The organism is Pseudomonas sp. PvP028 (assembly GCF_017832255.1).
Classification (GTDB): Bacteria; Pseudomonadota; Gammaproteobacteria; order Pseudomonadales; family Pseudomonadaceae; genus Aquipseudomonas; species Aquipseudomonas syringae.
The window spans coordinates 1,562,068-1,581,138 of record NZ_JAFIBL010000001.1; the positions used below are offsets into that span (position 1 = coordinate 1,562,068).

Consider the following 19,071-nt stretch of genomic DNA (forward strand, 5'->3'; position numbering starts at 1 on the left):
TGGCCTCGTATCCTTGATTTAACACGGATTGTCGTCCATGTGCTTCCTTCTAAGAGGGAAGTCTGTCTTAGCGGCCAAATATCGTGGATAAAAAAGGCGCTATCAATAGCAAGATAAATGTGTAATGACCATGCATTGAGCGAGTAACCTAACCGCCCTAATAGTCTCATCTACAGATTTTTTTATTATAGGCATAACTGATCAGTGCAGCCACGGCTAAGGTTAAACTTGCATAGAGGCAGAACTCACTAATATGTGATGCTGCCTCAAGAAATTGTTGATTCTCTGCGCTACCTCCTGACCCGCTTATACCACTGGCTGACCCACCTAAAAAAATAGCCCCTGATGTTATACAGACAGCCAAGAATGATAGCGACATTTTAAATAAAGTAGAATAGGTTAGAACGTTCGAAATGCCTCCTCTGTTATCAGCATTAATGATACGAAAAACTACGATGGCCACGTAAGCTATTCCAAGTAAAGCAATTGCAAAAAGAATAAGTGTTATCATTGTATTTTCTCTGTATAATAATTGTTAAATGCTATTTCGCGCTAGTCATAATATGTTGTATCGATTGAAGTATTTAGTTGCTGAGGCTCGCAATTGCTTTTCCCCGCGCCAGATCATAATTTATTTTCGGTTGTTGTGAAAGGCAGGCCTGTGGTGAAGTCTAAGTTTTTATCCTTACTTAATTTTTTCAATAGCGCATCTTGAGGTTTCTCAGGTGCTGCCTTTGTATTAAGCTCTTTTTGCCACTGGAACGTACCATCCCATGCGGGAAGCTTAGCCTGTGGAAGCGGCACAATAGAATCGATATCTTGAACCTTAGGGTTTAATGATTCATTATTTCTTAGAAAAGTAGCAATGGACAAGTAGCGCTTTGAGCGTTCTTCATCTTTAGTTAGCTGCATGTAGTAAAGGCTTTCTGTTGAGGTTGGCCCTTTAAATGCTTCTGCTAACCTTCTAGCTGATGCTAAGTCACCTGATTTGACACCTAGTTGGTAAAAATGCACTGCTTCGTCATACTTACCTACTACACGAAGGTAACCAGCCAGCTCTCGAGCTGCATTTGCATGTCCTTGATATGCAGCGCATCGCTGCATTTGTTCCATCACATCTTGCCCTCCCTCAATTCGACCAAGCAGACTTGCCACATAGAACTGAGCGTCGGGATTGCCTAAATCAGCTGCCTTACGAAAGTACGCATTTGCTTTGTCATAATCTTGCTCCACGCCATAACCCGCCTCAAGGTAATGGGCCATGTCGTAGTAGGCTCCAGGCGCACCTAAGGCCATGAATTTTTCTACTAAGTCAATTGTCTCTTTTTGCGCATTAGGAGAGTGCGTTAACCCTTGCGAGATTAGCACTTGCAGATTAGTCGCTGCTTTGTAGTGCCCGTTTGCAGCCGCTATTCGATAATACCGTGCAATCTCATTGAAGTCTTTTGGACCTTCTTTTAGTTGAAGGTGTAAGCCATACTTATAAACAGTATCTATCTCTGGGTCGACAACTGCTAGAGTGTCTGTTTCCTTATGGCACTCGAAGGCAAGGTTTTTTTCTATAGTTTCTTTTTCTGAGTTGCTAGGCATGGCATTCAGTCCGGTAGTGATGACATAGAGTATAGTTATATATGCGATGTGGGTGATTAGTTTATACATGGTTCAATCCATATTGGTGCGCGCGGGGCTTTCTCGATAAAATTCAACCAGTGAAGTGTAAGGTTGTTGTTTTTTCTCTATCGAAGGACGTTTATTTGCCTTTAGTCGACTGCTGTTTTCACTAATTATGTCCATCCATTTCTCAAACGCTTCAGATGCGTTGTCTTGCGCGCCAATGCCATTTGTATGGATGTTCCAAAGTTGTTGTCTTAGCTGTTTGGAAAGGGCCGGGTGCTCGTGGCAAATATTCAATTCGCTATCCACCTCCATACTGCGAATATTTATATTTGCAGAGCCTATTGTGGTAAATACGTCATCAATTATTGCTAATTTGCTGTGAATATATACGGGCATCCAGTTTTCTGGCGGTGAGTCAGGAGCTACTAATGTGCAAATATGAATCTTGAGTCCCGGTATTTCTATTGGAAGTATAGTTTTATTTTTTTCAAGTGGTATTTTAGATTCGAGCGCTTTTTGACGTTCTTGTGCCGCGTCAACTTTAGCGCGTCGTTCTCTTTTTAACTTTTCAAGAAGCTGCGGATTTATATTTGATTTTATTCTAGGGTCATCTAGTCCTGTCAGCAATTGACGCTCATTTGCTGCTTCGGCTTTTGCAGTTTCTAGCTCACGATCCAACGCCTCATCTCTTTCGAGTTTGGAGACGGCGGGCAACAATTCTTTACGCCCCAGACTATCAAGCATTCTGTAGGTATTCATAGTACCAGGCCCTATTCCTTCGTCGTTGGAGTTTGTTACGACGAAAAGATGAATCGAGCCGTGTTTGTCCGGATTTCGTCCTCCTTTTATTTGATTTTGCACGGCCGTTTTTATCGCTTTCGCAAGCGGCTCCCATCGAAAGTACTGATTTTCTAGATATATATAATTGGTGACATTATTAGATGCTTTCAGATAAAGCTTCTTTATGTCATGGACACCGTGCTGATTCTGAGTTCGAAGGATCTGTGCCATTATTGGCGGCTTTACAGAAAGGTCAACTGATAGCTGGCTGGCCAATGCCTTTCTATTTGCCAGCAAATCAATATCTGTTTGGCTTTGCCATGCCTCACAAAAATTATGGTTCAAGTGCTCCAGTATCGGGCCGGTTACTTTGCTTGAAATATCTTGTCTTGGAGTTGCGCCGTTTCTGCCAAAACGTGCGTGCATTCTAGCATAGCTATGATGATCATTGTCCCAATAAGCATCAAGAGTATTGTGCCCCATTACGAAACCTTTTGCGCTGCTTGGTTTTTCGTAATCGACTAATACCATTTTTTGATGGTGTGTGGGCCACGCTGTCATGAGTGTCGTACTTTGGAGTTTGTTTTTCGTCGTGCTGTTTTTATCGGTGCCATGCATTGCAAGTTGCCAAATTATTTCCACTCTATCTTTGGTGTTAAAGTCACGCGTAGCAAATTCTATATTCTTTAAGTAGGAATCTTCGTTTTTAGTAGGTATTAGTAATCCCAATGGCCCAAATTTTTGAAAATTTTGGGACTTGCTCTTTTGGTTAAGCTGTTTGACTTGGGCGTACCAGAGCTTATCATATTCTTCCTGAGCGTCATTTCGATTCTGTTTGCCTTTCTTTAAGTTACTAATTACATTGTTCCCGGGTGTCGGATTTTCTTGAGTTTGTGCCAAGTGAAGGCTATCATACCAGCAAAGTATTCTGATTTTTACGCCTTCATTTCCTTTTTTTATTAACAAGTCTCCTATGCACAAGTCTTCCGTGTTCCCATTTCTTTTGAAGTACATTGAAGGCTGAAATCCCCAGCAAATATAATCAATACTTACAGTGGCCAGCATAATAGCATCATAGAGTGCGCCAAATGCACGCTCGCCATTTACTAAAGGCTCAAATGTAGCTGGAACGGGGTGATATTCAGTATCCTGTAAGAACCAAGGTAAGTTTAAGTTTGCAGATGATTTTTTAGTCATCGCCACCGGAGATGTAATAGCGTCAGATGAAGTCATTTGTTAAACCTCCGGTTCGGATTTCGGATTGTTAAGTGAGGCGTAGTTTTCCCTGAAGTCGCTTCGAGTACCTGGTTGAGTGATGTCTGGGTGAGAATTGCTTTCATGACGATGAAACCCGTTATTTGCAAGTTCAGCGTTGCTCCCTTTCCCCTTGTATTGACCTCCAACAGGTATTTTATAGGTGATTCCATTTGCTAACTCAACAAGGTAGTCAGTGATTGTTGGATTGTGATCAATATCTATAATCCCGGTATTATCCATCACCCCCTGCTTGACTACCGCTCCTCCAGCGACCAGTTTGTAAGGCATGCCCACCCATGCACTTGAACTTCCAGCATTGGTTTGCCCAGCGTAAAGCGAAAGAGGCTGGGTTACAGCGGATTCAGGCCATGCAGGATTGTCACGGTTTAGCTGTGCTGGCCCGCTAAACGTCTTCTTCGCCCCTTTGACATCAATAGTCCCCGGCGCATGGATCTCGATGTTGCCGTCCTTGATGCGGATGTAGCCGCCACCGCTGGTAAGCAGGATGCCTTCCTGTGCGGCGATTTCTATTCCTGCGGCGGTTGAGGTAATCATCACCTTCTGTTGCGCCGTCAGTTCCATCGCATCACTTTGCGCCTGCAGCTCAATCTTGCCCTTTGCAGCAAACAGCTTCGCTCCCGCATTCTGGGCAAACAGGCTGATGCTTTGCGCGACGCTGGCCAGCAGGGATTTGCCGCTAGCAATGCTGACGTCTTCGCCGGTGCTCAGGGTCAGGTGCTTGCCGCTGTGCAGGTGGGTGCTTTTCGGCGTGGCGGTGGCGATGTCGGCAGGGGAGGAGGCGATCAGCAGAGGTTGCTGGTAACCCGGTGTCTTGCCGCGTCCGCCGCTGCGGATCGCCCAGGCGGTATCGCCGCCGTTGCGTTGCTGTTCACCGGGGCCTTGGCTCGGGCTGCCGTCGTCACTGCCGTAGGTCACGTCGGCATCGCTATTGAGCTGGGTGAGGCTGTCCAGGCCTTCCTGCATGGGCAGGGCGTTGTGCTGTTGCGCCGTGTCGGACAAGGTCTTGACGCGTTGCTCGCTATTTTTCAGTTGCTGCTGCGCTTCGCTGGCATCGATCTGTGCGCCTTGGGCACCGCTGCGTTTCCAGGTGCTGAGGTAAAGACCCTGCTGGGCGCGCAGGGCACCGTAAGCATCGGTGCGCAGTTCGAACCCGGTACCACGCAGACCGCCGCGGTTGTTGCCGCGCTGGTCGATCAGGTAACCAAGGTTAAGCTGGGTATGCCCGTGGCTGCTGTGGATCTGGGTGCGGACCTGGCCGGTCGAGTCGTCCATCACCCACTGGTTGAAACCACCTCCGCCGACTTCCTTGCTCTTGTAACCGGCCATCAAGCCGCTGGAGTGCCAGGCGGGTTTGTGGCCGCCGTAGACTTGCCCCATCACCAGTGGCCGATCAATATCATTGTCCAGAAAAGTGATGACCACCTCTTCACCGGCACGCGGCACGTGCACACTGCCCCAGTCCGGTCCGCTGCTCGGTTGCATCATGCGCAGCCAGCAGGAACCCAGTTCGCCCTCTTGGGAAAGCCGGTCCCAGTGGAAGCGTACGCATACCCGGTTCAGAGTGTCGGTAAACACCTCATGACCGTTGGGCGTGACCACCACGGCGGTCTGCGGGCCGGGATTATTAGGCTTGAAATGCTCGGCCGGGCTGCGGAACGGCACACTGTGCAACTGGCCTTCAAAGCGATTGAGGAAGAAACCGTGGCTGCCCACGCCCAGTGAATCGGCCACACCGGTCAGCGCTGATGGCTCAGGACGAACAGATCTGAACAGCGCCGCCAGGCTCCCCGGCACTTCGCGTCTCTCCTTGGCCAGTGGCAAATTGCTCTCGGCGAACATCTCGACTTCGATCAGCAAAAACTGACGCTCCTCGGCTGCCTTGCGCTCGTACAGCGGATGCTGGGTCAGCTCAAACCAGCGCCCGGCTTCCATCTGCCGCACGCCGCTTTGACCTTGCACACGACGTGCCTGGGATTCACGCTGTTCGATCTGTACGCGGCTCAGCCACTCGCCGCGGTCCTGCTTCTGCCAGCCGTACTGGCCCTGATACTCGTAACGCTCCAGCGCCTGCGGGGCCGAAGCGGCCTGTAGGGCAGGCATCACGGTTTCGCGTGGCTGGCCGTGGGCCAGGTAATCGACACTGCGCCAATGCAGCTTGCCGCTGAGCAACTGCGAACCGCTGCTCCACTGGGTAATGCCGTCCTGTTTCTCGGTGGCGTTTTGGGTGTGAAAGCGAATGCTCTGCGGTGCCAACGCGGGGAGGGTATCGACGGTATCGGTAAACACGATGCAGTGCTTGTCAGCGGTGTGTTCGACGTACCAGAAAAGACCTTCCTGCTCGCACCAGCGCTGCACGAAGTTGGCGTCGCTCTCGTTGAACTGAGTGACATAGGACAGCGGTGCGTATTCACGACGCAGGTCCAGGCGGTAATTGCCTTTGGCCTGCTCGTACATCGAGAAAACGGCTTCAAGGATCGCCGGCAGGTTTTTGTCCTGCCAGATGCGGCAGTCGAGGCGGTATTCGAGCAGGCTGAACCAGGGCGCGAAGACCAGTTGCCAGTCATGCAGACCGCCGTCATTGCCCAAGTAGCGCACACTCTCTACAAGCCCGTGGCGCTGTGCGGGAGAACCGTCATCGCAGAGGATGGCCAGGCTGACGGGTTGGCCGATGAGTTTTTCAGGATCGTATTCGGTGTCCTGCACCACCACGTCGAGGGTGTAACGTGGCACGCGGCCGATGCGCTCGACCCCGTGCATGCGCAGGGCCTGAAGCTGATGCTCGCCCAGCGGCGTGGTGAGTTGCAGCAGGCGTCCGCTCTGGCTGAGGGCGGTACCGAATGTCAGATCCATGGTGTAACTCCTTTACCGCTTGAATCGGTTTGCGACGTATCTTTGGTTTAACCCGCTTCTACGGGAGGTTTGGCATCTTTATAGTTTTCATCGATCTTTATGCCCATTTTTTTCAGTTGCGCCTCTGTCTTCTGCCGCTCTTTCCCCATTCGGGTTAATTCGGCAGGCAGAAGTTCTCTCCAGCGTGCGCGATCTTCGCCTCTCACGAATTCGGCGTAGAACTCACTTTCTGATTTGAACGTCCATGTAAACAAGTAAGATCCACGGTTCTGCGGGTCGTCTTTGCTGTTCTCGCGCTGTACCATCAGATCAAGATACTCGTGACCGCTGTAGAACATCCACGTGTTGATCATAGGCAATGAGACCCATACCTGCTTCGTAAGCTTGAGATTTGGGTCCATCCAGGGACCTGTACCAACATTTTTACCTAGTACTTCATTTAAGTCGGTAAATTTGCCGGCTTCTGTACCGGGTATTCTCGCTTCATTAGGGAAAATGTAACGCTGCCATCCCGCAGCGTCTAGATTCTGTACTTGTTGATAAAAGTACGCCATTGCGTCTTCATGTTTCGCATGGGCTGATACTCCTGCTACATACACGTCTATATCTGTAATAAGCCCTAGGGGATTGGTGACGATAGTGGTTGAACTAACGTTCTCAATCGCTAATATGGTGGATGCTGAGCGTACCTTTACAGTGATCAGTTCAGAGGATTTTGACGGCACTATAAATTGGTAGAGACACATCGTATCATCGCAGTCTTTTCGCAGCTTTACAGATGTTGAAGCCAAGACAGTATCAATTGATACTCCAAGAGAGAGTTCGATCTCACGATTTTTTGTATTCATATCCGAATCCTCACAACCGGTCAGCAGTATGAAAGCCGCTATCATATATTTAAGTAGTGCGTTCATTCCACGTCCCTATCGTCACAATTGCCTTTTCCATCTCAACATTTTTTCTTTGCATTCTCCGATGATACGTAGAGGCAATTGTTGTAATAAAGATCATTCTGTCCTCGGCGTCGTACAGCTCGCCATCGGACATGATGACATCCTGCTCCGGGTCGCCTGTATCGCATTCAACACTCAGGGACGCCAGTCGGCGCGGAACATCCCCGTACCCCTCAACCCACGTTTGCATGTACAACAGTGCCCTGAAGCTTTTATCCTCGTATATCAACGGTTGCAATATCATCAGTTGTTCATGTTTGGCAATTGCCAGGAGGGACTGAAATTTGTATTTTTCACGCAGTGTACCTGCCGGCTCCTTCTCTACAGCCGATATCAACTTGAAGCCGCTTACCAGATAATCAGTTACCTTCAGGTTGTTTATTTTGGGCAGTGCATCATCAATCCATGGCAGTTGCGCAAAGCTTTGCTTGAATCGTGGGTCATACGTACTGAAGTCCCGAGTCTTTATGCACTCATTGAACTGCTGTGGATAATTAATATAAAACCAGTGCCAGACGAAGATGTCCTGGAATAACCAGAAGTTTCCCTTGCCCAAAAATATCTTGGTAATCTCCAAGGGCGGTACGGCGGGTGGCAAATAGCGCATCTTTGTGTTACTGGAATAATCCAATGCACACATGACCTGTTTGCTTGCAAACGCCGCTAACCCTGTCCAGTAAAACCGTCCTTTTTGTTCGGGCTGGCCGTTGTGCTCTTGCTCCAGGTAAATACGTGCGTAATTGCCTGCGATACGCGCAGCCCGCGTACTGAAGTCCTTGAGCAGCTCATACCTGGCCGGTTGCTTGTATTCGGCGCGGGTCTTCACGCACAAGCGCCTGATAGCCACTTGCTGGCCAAGTGTCCACATTTCGACACAGCCCGGATTCAGATCATTGATCGAGCAGGATTTTGGATTGAAATCAAAATTTTCCTTCATGAGTCTTTGCTCTGTCCGTCGTGTTCAAGCCCGCGGTGTTCGGCTACCTCATCGCCAGCTTGCGCAATCGTCTTGCCGGTACTCAGCAACCAGGCTTGAGTCTGAGTAGAGGCGTGTCTATCAAATATCAGCACCGATCCCTGCCTCGCCCTGCCTGCGTGAAAAGCAAGTGCGAGTGACGTTAGTTGAGTCGCGCTCCTTCCTCGCTCGCCTGCCAGTAATGCCTGCCCAGCGACATGCTCCGCTACCACCAGGTTTGGCAGTTGGGTACTTGCGTAATGAGAGAGCTGCTCTAGACGTCTGTCATGAAGATGACCGTCGATGACGAGTGCCTGGATGTCGTTCGGTTGAATACCCCTCTGCTCGCAAAGGGCCTCTGCCAGCTGTTGCAGATCGGCGCTGCTTTGCCTTGGCTGCGATGCACGCGGAGAGTGTTCGCGGGTCATGGCTGGATAGAGTTGCCAGGTATTTTCCTCGTCGGGGTTGGCGTGGTCTACACGCCGCAGGTGCACGATCGAGATGCTTTCACCGACCATGGCGTCGCTGGGCAGAGCGCCAGCCCGGTCTTTTGTTGCCCAGGTGTCTATGCTGACGCACAGCAGGCAAGACGCTTCCGTATCGTTTTGAAGCGCCCAGGGCAACCATTCATCAAAGTTCAGCGAAGGAGTGTCGAAGCCCTCGCCGGGGAGGTAATCAAACGGCCAGATCGGCAAAGCATGATTCTCCCATGCTGATGGGGCGATGCCCGACGGCGCAAACAGTACTACCTTCGTGTTTTCCCAATCGACGCTGGCTGCGAAATCAGCCCATTGTGCGAGCATGGCCTCAAGCAGTTGAAGCGTACGTGGCAACGTATCGATTTCCGGTTTGTGCTGGGGCAGGCGAATGCGACGCAGGTTATAACGGTGGCCCGATGGACTGACCAATCTGGGATCGTGTTCAAAATCTCCGTTAACGGCTCCAAGCCATGTCCCTGACGCAGCTTGAGCAGGTTCGAGGTTCGGCAGCCACAGCCAGGCGTTGTCAATTTTGACGCGTGTGAGGTCATAGTCTGCTGGCTGACGTGCCGGAGTAGCCTGACGTTGTTCCTGTTCGCGTCGCTCACCAATGACATCCCATAAAGAGCGATGACCTTGGCCATAGGGCTTCAACATGCTGTCGTCCTTAAAATATGCCACAGTCACTGTTGGTGGCGATGAGACTGGAGCCACACGCAGTCTTGTCGCCATGGCGGGCAACCGGCCGGCCATCTACCAACGTTGACGTGTCACCTGTCGCGATTGCACAGACCCCATGCGGGCACATGACTTTATCGCCGACTCTGGCCACCAGTCGACCATTGACCAGAGTGGTCGGAGATCCTTCGACAACAACCCCGGCCCTGTCGGTCGGATCGTTCAGCAAAATGATCGGGCGCATGTTGATACTCCTTGTGGTTGGCTGTCAGAGCTTTTAATCGCGCTGCGGCAGAGTGCCCAGCAGATCGCGAATGCCATCGACGACGCTACCGTCCTTGATCACATCGCTCAGCCAGCTTTCCAGCGGCATATTTCCCCATTTGATTGCTCGCTCTACCAGGTAGGGCACCGGGCTGTGGGGTTCTGTCTGTTTGAAGAATTGTGCGACGCCTTGCAACAAGGCAAACGCTTCGTCACGGGTCAGTGGCACGGTGCGCATAGGGGCGTTGGCTGCAGGAATGTCGTCGCGTGCCGCTGGTCGTTCTTTGACGGGCTCATCTGCAACGTCTTCTTTTGACTGGCTTGCCGGTGTCACGAGTTCGACACCGCGCTCCTTGAGCAGTCGCTCAACAAGCTGTCGAGCGTGAGTGAGTACATCGTTGAGGGCAAGAAAACTGGGTATATCGCGTTCGAAGACGCTATCGATGGTTGACTGCAGCTGTTTGCATGCAACCAGGCATTCACTCATTTCCGCGTATTTGCGGTTCAGGTGATCGGTGTCGGTGAGTACTACCGAGCGCTGGAACAATTCAGCGTTGATCTTGCCTTCTTCGAGAGCCTGGTTCATTGCCGACGAGTTCTGTCGAGCCAGGTTTTCAACTTGTCGAGATTCATCATATTTGAACAGGCTGTAGCCCTGTCCCTGGGTAATCGGTAACGTACGGACCACTTCGGCCAAGGTTGTATTCAACCACCCCAAGCGAGCAGAACGCTCTTCGGTGCCGGCTTCCAGAGAAGGGAACAGGGTGTCCCAGAAATCTTCCAGCATGGCTTGAGCCACTGCCAGCGCGAAACGGATACCGCGGAAATGATATTTGTGCGCCAGACCTTCACCTAGCCATGCGACCAGCATCAAGTCTTTGCTCTGTTCTGCAATCCCGGCGCTGGCCAGTTGCACAACCTGTTCCCAGTCGGCCTGTTTCAGATCGGTTTGCCAGTCGCCCTGAGTCAGATAGTCGACATCGGCGCGGCGTGCCTCCTTGATCTGATCGAACAGGCTGGAAAAACTCAGGTCTTCGCCCGCGCCACCCTGAATGGGTGTACGCAATGTGGCCAGCGAAAGGTCTTCGAGGATGTCAGACATGGACGGCTCTGCATTCAAAGGTGAAAAGAGAAGGCCACCGCGCCCTTGCAGGCGCGGGACCCTCGATTGAGCGGCCGAACAACTTCAGTCGCCCGAGGCCTTACTCAGGAGTAGACCTTGTTCAACGAGCGGTCCCAGCCGCCTGCAACTTTACCGCCGCCTGCGCCATCGGAACGCTTCTGCTGGGTGTAGGCGATCTTGATGCGGGAGAAGTTGAACTTGATCTCTTCCAATGGCAGATCGCTCTCCGCCTTGGTTTCGCCAGCCACAGGCATGTTGCCCAGGAAGGTGACAGAAGAGATGACCACTTCTTCCAGTGTGATGGTCATGTAGGTCAGCTTGTCGCCGCCGGCACGGTTAAGGTTGAGGACAACTTCCTTGATGTGCTGGCCTTTGCAGCATGACTCGAAGGCTTTGGGAGAAGCCTTGTCGACATACTTGATAACCGTGAAGTCGCTCAGGTTAACGCGCTCGGAAGATGCGCCCCCAGACGAACTGGCAGTCGCCGAAGTCGCCTGTGTAGCGCCGTGCGTGTAGCTCAGGATTTCGATCCAGTCCTTGAACTTGTCGTCCAGACTTTCACCCGGGATACCGTCAATTTTGAGGAATGCGTCAAATGCCATTTTTCATTTCTCCTTAAAAGGGCTTTCATTGATCCACAAGTTGGATCGCCCTGTGTTTGACCCTGCCACATAATGGCTGGGCCGTTCTAAAGCCATGCATGCCGAAGCAGGCACACACATGGCGATCGTTTTACCTCGGGGGCGGCTCAGTTAAGCGCACGCACCTCGATTTCGACTCGTCTGTTGGGCTCGAGGCAGTGGATGAGCTCGGCGCGTGGCATCTGCATGTCGCAATGCACCAGTGGTTTATTGCTGCCTTCGCCGACCGCGTCGACCAGTTCGCTCGGCAAGCCTTTACCTACCAGGTAGGTTTTGATGGTTTGCGCGCGCTGTCTGGATACCTGCAGGTTGCTCTGCGCATCGCCAATCTGGTCTGCGTGGCCAGTGATCACGATCTTGCCCACGTTCGGTGTGTTCAGCAGTTTCCCGGCGATGGCGCTTAACTGGCGTTGTCCGGCAAGCTCAAGGCTTTGAAAGTCCGCGCGGCCAAACGCAAACAGGGTGTCGGACTCCAGCGTGATGGTTTCGATAGCGCGCAACGACTGTGAGAGCAGGCTATTTATGTAATTGCGCGAGCTGGAGATCAAGAATGCATTGTTGAGAATGCGTGGTACGTCAAGTTCACGGATCTGATCGCTATAGAATGCTATCTGACGCCCGGCAAACTGATAGTCATCGACCTCGCCAGCAGCTTGAGCTGACACGTTTGTATCGCGTTGAACCTGCTTGTAGATCGCCGGATACCAATAATCAGGAATGCGAGCCTTTAATACCGCAGGATCGGCTTGCTCACGTTGCGCCTTGGACAGCATCAAGTAGGTGTCCAGCGTGGTCTTGCCAAAGGTCGCAACTGACTGCGCGCGGTTATCCACAGGGAGCGCGCGCGGCTCGACGCTGTCGATTCCTGTCACGGTTGTAAGCGTCGGCGCATTGCGCTGGTATATCTTGATACTGCTCAACAGGTACAACGAGCGGGTCAGGTTATCGGCAGTCGGTTTGAGCATTACGCTTTCAAGACGTGCGAAATAGCGCTGACGTACATAGGGCTCCACGTCATAACCCTTGTACAACCCCAGACGCATGCTCAGCGGTACGCCGCCACCGTGGTGACGAGTATAAAGATCTGCTGAAGTCTGCCGCAGTTGATCCAGAGTCTGCCATTGGGTGTATTGGCCGCTGGTGTGTTCGTCTTTTTGCTGTGCTACGGCCAGCCCGCCGGAAATTGCCTGGATGGCTGCTTTGTTATTGCTGTACGAAACGGCCCAGCCTACACAAAGCAGCAAGCCTGCCAATGCGGCTGTGCCGATCCATATATTTTTGCGCCGGGTTTCGCTGCGATTGCTGGTGTACAGCGCCACAAGATGTTGATCAGGGATAATGACCTTCTGAAAAAGGCTATTGATAAACATCGGCTGCGTCTGCCCGGTAACCGGTAGTTCGGCTGACGAGTCAGCCAGCGCAAAGCGCTCGGTGACATGCTGTGCATACAATCCCTGCGTAGCTTTATCAGCGTCGAGTGCACTGGTGAAATAGAAGCCGCGGAGCAGCTCGGCACTCTGATACGGGTTCGCTCTGAGCAAGTCGGTAACAAAAGTCTCAAGCAATGGTTTGAGCGCTGTCAGTTCCAGAGGGAAGCGATACGCCGCCGGGTCCTGTCTGGTCAGCTGAATGTCCTGTTGCACCAATTGCTGATCGGCAATTTGCTGCCAATGGTCTACCAATTCGCCCATTGCCGCAGTGAAGCGCTTACCCCAATCGGACTGCCTGAAACCTTCGTGAGCAAATGTCTTGCCCATTACTTCGCCACGAGTCTGGTTATCGAGCTGGCGATAGAAGTGAGTGAAGCCTGGTATCAGGTCGCATTTGGTGAACACCAGATAGATAGGCAGGCGCAGCTCAAGCAGATCGTGCGCTTCCTGAATGCGTTCGCGCAGGCGCTTGGCAAGACGTTCGAGGCTGTCGGGCGTTGACTTCAGAACATCCTCTACACTCACTGCGACGATCAGGCCGTTCAGCGGGCGTCGTTGCCTGTGTTGTCGAAGCAGACTTAAAAACGCACGCCATTTGCCAGCCTCTTCCTGGTTATCCATATAGCGGCCGGCAGTGTCCAGTAACACTGCTTCAGAACTGAAAAACCAGTCACAGTTGCGAGTGCCGCCTAGTCCTGCGACGCGTGCGCCTTCGCGCTCCGCATAGGGAAAATTCAATCCGGACTGATACAGCATGGTGCTTTTGCCGGACGCGGGCTGGCCGATTACCAGGTACCAGGGCAGGGCATAGAGTGCGTCCTTACTGGATGCGTTCTTCCCTGAATTGCCCTGCAGGCGCTCGATGCTTTGCAGCAGGCGCTCGCGTAGCAGGCTGACTTCCTCGCGATCCTGCGGGCTGGAATTCAACACGGCCTGATCGGCGTCATCACGTAGAAGCGCTTCAAGGTCGTGGCGCGGTGCGTGGCTTCGTCCCATGAAAAGGACATAACCAGCCGATAGCAACAGAAACACTCCTATCCCGGCCAGCAGGCTGTGAAGGGAGGAAAACCCCATCGCTACACCGAGCGACCACACCAGGAAGATGGCCAGGAAGAACGCAATCCCCAGAACATATGGCTGGTACTTGAGAAAGTAATATTTGAGCCTGTTCATCAATACTGTTCATCCCGAGCGTCTGTAAAGCGCTCAATAAAGTCGTTCAATGCAAGGTGATCGGCAGGCAACACAAGCGAGGCGGCAGACGCGGGCTCCGGTAAAGGATCCAGCAGGTTGTAGCGGTCCTCGGGTGCAGCGATACCGGTCAACATCCGATACATTTCACTGTTTCCACGCGACGGAAAGCACAGCAGTCCCGGTCGCATAAAGCTGTCTACCAGCACGCTGACATCCGGCATGCCCGTTTTGCCGCGCAGACGTGACAGCAATGTGCACCATAAGTCAGCCATGGGGCGCTTCAGGCCGCTTTCTGCTGGCAGAGGCAGGCTTATTGCGGGCGGCTCATTGTTCCTCATGGCCTTGCGCAATTTGTAAAGGCTGGCCAGCCCCGACTGGGTACCGAACTCCGGATAGCTGTGTCGCAGTGGCCGCGACACATCACGCAGGTTAAAGTCCATAAGAAACTTGTCATGCACACGTCGATAGAGATCCAGATCCTTGGCGGTCCACAAACGCATGGTTCTGAGTCGAGCAAAAATCTGTTCTATGTCCGTTCCCTGCGCGGCCTGCATGAGAAGCGGTTTTATCTGCCCGGCGAACAACTCGCACAACGTGTGCGGATTGATGAACGGGTCGCTGGGATCCACCTTTATGCTTTGAAATACCATAAATGGATAACGTCTGCCGCTGGCGTCCCGCGAGCTTATGAATCCACCCAGCAGCCACTGTCCATTGCGACTGCGGTATGAGAAAAAACACACGGGCAACTCATCAAACAATTCCCGCCAATCCTCACGCGTCTGCATGCGTCCCAGACTGTTTTGTAGCCACAGATCGAACTCACATACCTCAGGCATGGCTCCGTTCAAACTGACGAAGTCGGCACTCGCGGGCACTTTGCCAAAACATCCGATCATCAGCCTGTGCCCCCTCTGTGATGGCTTGCCATAATCAGTTTTTCTGCCCAGGGTCGTTAAGCACGCTCAATGATTTGACCTGTGCCAGGTCAGTCATTTTGACGCCGCCATAGTTACGAACGACCAGGCTTACCGGCCCGGCGGCCGACTGCCAGCTGAAACGTTGCTGAACCGTGTCCAGATCGGTGACGCGAGCACTGTCGTTCATCTTCAGCAAGCCCCAACGGCCCGGGTAGTCGAAAACAGTGATGCGTTGGCCTTCCAGAGTCACTACATCCAGACGTGCCCCCGGTGCGTTGGAGGTACCCGGCCAGGAGAACCGGTTCCAACTGGTACGACCGTTTCGATAATGCTGTTCCTGTCCGTCGAGCGTGAAAATGATGTCCGTGTAACGAGCCGATGGCTCCAGCATGATTTCGAAGCCGTTTTCACGATCAGACAAACTGGCGATGACCTGTCCTACCGAGCTGGCCTTGTCGATGCTGTCAATCATGCGTGTATTGACCAGAGGCGCAGCGTTGCCGCCTGTACCCATGCCCAATCCTTCGCCGCCGGCGAGGTTGCCGATTTCGTTGCGTTTGAACGCGGGCAGCAAACCTGTTTCAGGATCGACGAAACGCTGCAAATCCTTGACTGATGCCTCGTTTTCACTGCCAGCCACAATGGGGTACCGGTAAGCCATGACCTGTTTCCAGGGGCGGGCGACATCCTGCGACCATGCTTTTGCGATCTGTTGGCCAGCCGGGTCGCGAAGTGTTTCCCAGGCAAACTGCAGTGGCGAGTTGAACAGGCGTTGCAAGGAGTTCGACAGGCCTCCTTCGCTGGTATCGACGCTGGTCTCGATGTAGTTGCGTACCTGTGTAACTTCGGACGGCTGTCCTTCCAGTGTTTCGCTGATCAATAGCTTGCTGTTCTTGCCGACATCCTGCGATCGCTGAATATTGGTCAAACGCACTTTGAGCTTGCGTAACGCTGCCAGATATCGATCCATCACCGTGCTGTCCGCGCCCTCTGCATTTTGCGTTGCGAACAGGCGTGCGACGGGTTCGAAGCGTTTTGCCAGACTCCCATCGTCGACACGTGGCAATGTCACTACCAGGCTTTCGGATTGCTCGCTCTGGGTACTGAAGGTGCCTTTGATGCCGCTCCAGAACCCGTCGTCCGCTTTATTCGGAGACGCCGCAGAGTTGACTTTGGGCAAGTCCCACGACGTGTTCTGGTTCACGGCGTGCAATAGACTCTTGACGGGAGAGTTCTGCACGTCGCTAAGCACTGATAAACGCTCGGTAGCATTGGCCATGTCGGTGAAATGACGCACACCTACGCCTCTGAGCATCCTGAACCAGGCATCTGCGTAGTCGGCTTTGTAGCGAGCCATCAGCTCACGCACGAAGTTGGCTTTCTGAACCATGCCATTGCTGCCTTCGCTATCGAGTACCCAGTCACTGTCGTTGCGCAGGTTGCCTGACAGCAACTTGATCAGTTCGGGCTGCAGAAACTCTTCCCAACCTTGTCGGGTGTAAATGGCAGGTACTGCTTCCGCCGAAAATAACTGATCACGTCCGGCTGTGGGCACCATGTCCGATAGCGTAAGCGACGGGAACTGACGGCTCGACTCCAGCTGAAGGCGCAGATACTCACGATCAACCAGAGAACTGGCGATCATGAAGGAACGCAGGCTCTGCCGTGTGTCGTTGACCAGTTGCTCATTACGTCGCAGCGCTGGCGCGGTACCTTGTTGCAGGTAGCGCACGTACATCGCGGTATTGGCTTCAATCAGTGCTGGACTGATCTCCTGGCCCTCTGCCTGCGCCGCCAGTGCCCAGGCTTGAGGAAGTTCATCAGCAACGAATTCGGCATCGCGGTGTTCATCCGGACGCGACAGAATCAAGTACAGCTTAAGTGCGCTGTAAGCCTTGATCACTGAAGACACTTGTTGCTCTGTCAGCCGGCTGAGGCTGTCTTCCGACAGTGACAACCCGGCAGTCAGTGCGGTGTCTTCGGCAAGATCCGTAGTTGATTCGGACTTGGCGTTATCGCGAAGAGCATCCAGCGTTCTGCGACGCCCGGCTTCACCTGCCTCGTTGACGCCCGAGCGTAACTGTCCGGTCAGATCTGCGCTGTTACGCGGAAGGCTGACAGTCGCTTTCAACGCGCTGATGCTCGGTGTTTTTGCCGGTTTTTTTAACGGGGACTTGGCCGAGCGACGTTTATCGGTAGGCGCCAGTGGGCTCCGATCCACCGTCTGAGCAAACTGGTTAAGCTCGCGCAGTTGCACCTGCAAGTACTTGCCGATGGGCTCCAGCGCTTGGGTACGTAGCTGCTGCAGGTACGCCTCACGCAGCGGGATCAGCAGATCATCGCCGCTGTACAGGCCTGCGCCCAACGCGAAGGGTACGCCGTGATTGCCGTATCCTTCGAACTCGCTAAGGTAAACACGCAATGTTTCCATCGCCTGTCCCGAGCGCAGCCGATCTGACCGATCGGCTGCAGTCTCAAGCTGTGTCAATTCGTTTGCGATGCCCGCCAGCATTTCACGGTTTTTGTTATAAGAAACCGCCTCCCACGCGATCAAGCCTATACCTGCCAAAGCCGCTAACGCGATCAATGCAGGGGTCAAGGATCGTGTGCGGCCCAGGCGTGAGTAGTAAAGGCTCAGATTGCGATCCGGGAACACTACCTGACGAAATGTCTCAGTAATAAAGTAGCTCTTGTCGCCTATCTTTCTACGTATATCGCTGTGTATCGGATGCTCTTTGGGCTCAAGCGCGTAGTAATCTCCAAGAGCATCCTCATAGACAGGTGGCAACTGCTCATCTGTCTGCAGGGCGCTGGTGAAATAGACGCCTCGCACGATAGGAGGCGTATGCCCTTGCGCTGAGCGTTCAAACTGGTCAAGAAAACCAGAGATAACGGTCGACAGTTCGGCAAAGTAATTGGGAAATTGCAGCAGCTCGGCGCTGGCGGTTTTGCCCCCGATAATCAGCTGAGTATCCACGTGGTGTCGCACGCTCTCCAGCAAATGGGCAAACTTGGTTTCCATGACGGCGCGCAGGCCTTTGGCGCGCACATCCGACAAGGCGAACGTCATGCCCAGAGGCTGCTGGCGTTGTGCAGTGTCCATGCCGTCGAAGGCTTGGTTGAAGCCTGGCAGCAGATCTGTCTTGCTGAGCATCAGATAAAGCGGAGGGTTAACACCCAGGCATTCGCTGTATTCATCAATACGAGAAACCAGACGGGCAGCCAGGGCTTCGCGTTCGGCCAAGGTAGCAGAGACAATCTCTGGCAGGCTCACCACCAGAATCAACCCGTTAACGGCGGGTTTGGCGCGTTGCTTGCGCAGTAGCTTTAGGAACGAGGCGAACTCGCTGGCTGACTGGTCATCGCGCAAGTAGCGGCCCGCAGTATCAATCAAGACTGCGTCGGGACTGAAATACCAGTCGCAGTGCTGAGTCCCGCTGTCCATGCCGCTCGCCTGGGCTCCGGCAATGGTCGCTGACAGACCTGAGCGTGTCAGTAGCGAGGTCTTGCCCGATGCTGACATGCCGACGACCAGATACCATGGCAGATCAGAAAGCGCAGATGCTCCGCCGCCGCCCGCAGAGCGCGATGAGCGCAGCATCGATATAGCGTGTTTGAGGCGCTCGCGCAGTACGTGTTGGTCACGAAACTCGCCCTCGGCCCCTAACGACCGGTCTACCTCCAGTTGCACCAGGCTTTCGATGTTCTGTTCGGCGCGAATTCTGCGGTACTGACGCAGCACAATAAGCAGCAGGCAGAAGGCACTGATCAGCGCCATGGCCACGTAAATGTTTTCCCGCGTGAAATTCCAGCGCGGGAGTGCCAGCCAGCAGGCGAGCAAACCGACTGTCCACAGGAGTGCCAGTGCAAACCAGAAATTTTTTAAACAACGCAATAATGCTTTCATGT

13 protein-coding genes are annotated in these 19,071 nt (G+C 52.9%); all 13 read right to left on the reverse strand.

The genetic code is table 11. The features are described 5' to 3' along the window. Positions 1-166: 166 nt before the first annotated feature. Entirely contained in the window at positions 167-511 is a 345-nt protein-coding gene (locus JOE34_RS07010; protein ID WP_154292395.1) for a hypothetical protein, read from the reverse strand. A gap of 113 nt (positions 512-624) precedes the next feature. Then, the gene (locus JOE34_RS07015) at positions 625-1,590 is read right to left on the reverse strand and encodes a DUF6396 domain-containing protein (protein WP_163023621.1); all 966 of its coding nucleotides are present in this window, start codon (positions 1,588-1,590) and stop codon (positions 625-627) included. A 72-nt stretch (positions 1,591-1,662) separates the two neighbouring features. Next, on the reverse strand, positions 1,663-3,630 hold the full coding sequence (locus tag JOE34_RS07020; protein WP_046266995.1) for a phospholipase D-like domain-containing protein: 1,968 nt from the start codon (positions 3,628-3,630) through the stop codon (positions 1,663-1,665). 3 nt (positions 3,631-3,633) lie between these two features. Then, on the reverse strand, positions 3,634-6,525 hold the full coding sequence (locus JOE34_RS07025; RefSeq protein ID WP_209995365.1) for a type VI secretion system Vgr family protein: 2,892 nt from the start codon (positions 6,523-6,525) through the stop codon (positions 3,634-3,636). A gap of 47 nt (positions 6,526-6,572) precedes the next feature. After that, complete coding sequence (locus tag JOE34_RS07030) at positions 6,573-7,439, reverse strand: hypothetical protein (RefSeq protein ID WP_010406223.1); 867 nt, start codon at positions 7,437-7,439, stop codon at positions 6,573-6,575. Further along, positions 7,423-8,415, reverse strand: a complete 993-nt coding sequence (locus JOE34_RS07035; RefSeq protein ID WP_010406226.1) for a hypothetical protein — start codon at positions 8,413-8,415, stop codon at positions 7,423-7,425. The genes JOE34_RS07030 and JOE34_RS07035 overlap by 17 nt, the downstream gene beginning before the upstream one ends. Next, on the reverse strand, positions 8,412-9,569 hold the full coding sequence (locus JOE34_RS07040; protein ID WP_010406228.1) for a hypothetical protein: 1,158 nt from the start codon (positions 9,567-9,569) through the stop codon (positions 8,412-8,414). The genes JOE34_RS07035 and JOE34_RS07040 overlap by 4 nt, the downstream gene beginning before the upstream one ends. A 10-nt stretch (positions 9,570-9,579) precedes the next feature. Further along, entirely contained in the window at positions 9,580-9,834 is a 255-nt protein-coding gene (locus JOE34_RS07045) for a PAAR domain-containing protein (RefSeq protein ID WP_005730232.1), read from the reverse strand. A 33-nt stretch (positions 9,835-9,867) separates the two neighbouring features. Next, positions 9,868-10,956: a type VI secretion system protein TssA gene (gene tssA / locus JOE34_RS07050; RefSeq protein WP_209995367.1), complete on the reverse strand. Its 1,089-nt coding sequence runs from the start codon at positions 10,954-10,956 to the stop codon at positions 9,868-9,870. 104 nt (positions 10,957-11,060) lie between these two features. After that, positions 11,061-11,579: a type VI secretion system tube protein Hcp gene (locus JOE34_RS07055; RefSeq protein ID WP_005730234.1), complete on the reverse strand. Its 519-nt coding sequence runs from the start codon at positions 11,577-11,579 to the stop codon at positions 11,061-11,063. A gap of 146 nt (positions 11,580-11,725) precedes the next feature. Next, positions 11,726-14,221 carry a type VI secretion system membrane subunit TssM gene (tssM, locus tag JOE34_RS07060; protein ID WP_010406246.1) on the reverse strand — a complete coding sequence of 832 codons (2,496 nt, stop codon included), beginning with the start codon at positions 14,219-14,221 and terminating at the stop codon, positions 11,726-11,728. Beyond that, positions 14,221-15,141 (reverse strand): type VI secretion system-associated protein TagF, encoded by a 921-nt coding sequence (gene tagF, locus JOE34_RS07065; protein WP_024684252.1) that lies wholly within the window; start codon positions 15,139-15,141, stop codon positions 14,221-14,223. Before tagF ends, tssM begins: the two co-directional genes overlap by 1 nt. A gap of 34 nt (positions 15,142-15,175) precedes the next feature. Continuing rightward, positions 15,176-19,069: a type VI secretion protein IcmF/TssM N-terminal domain-containing protein gene (locus JOE34_RS07070; RefSeq protein ID WP_209995369.1), complete on the reverse strand. Its 3,894-nt coding sequence runs from the start codon at positions 19,067-19,069 to the stop codon at positions 15,176-15,178. Positions 19,070-19,071: the final 2 nt, after the last annotated feature.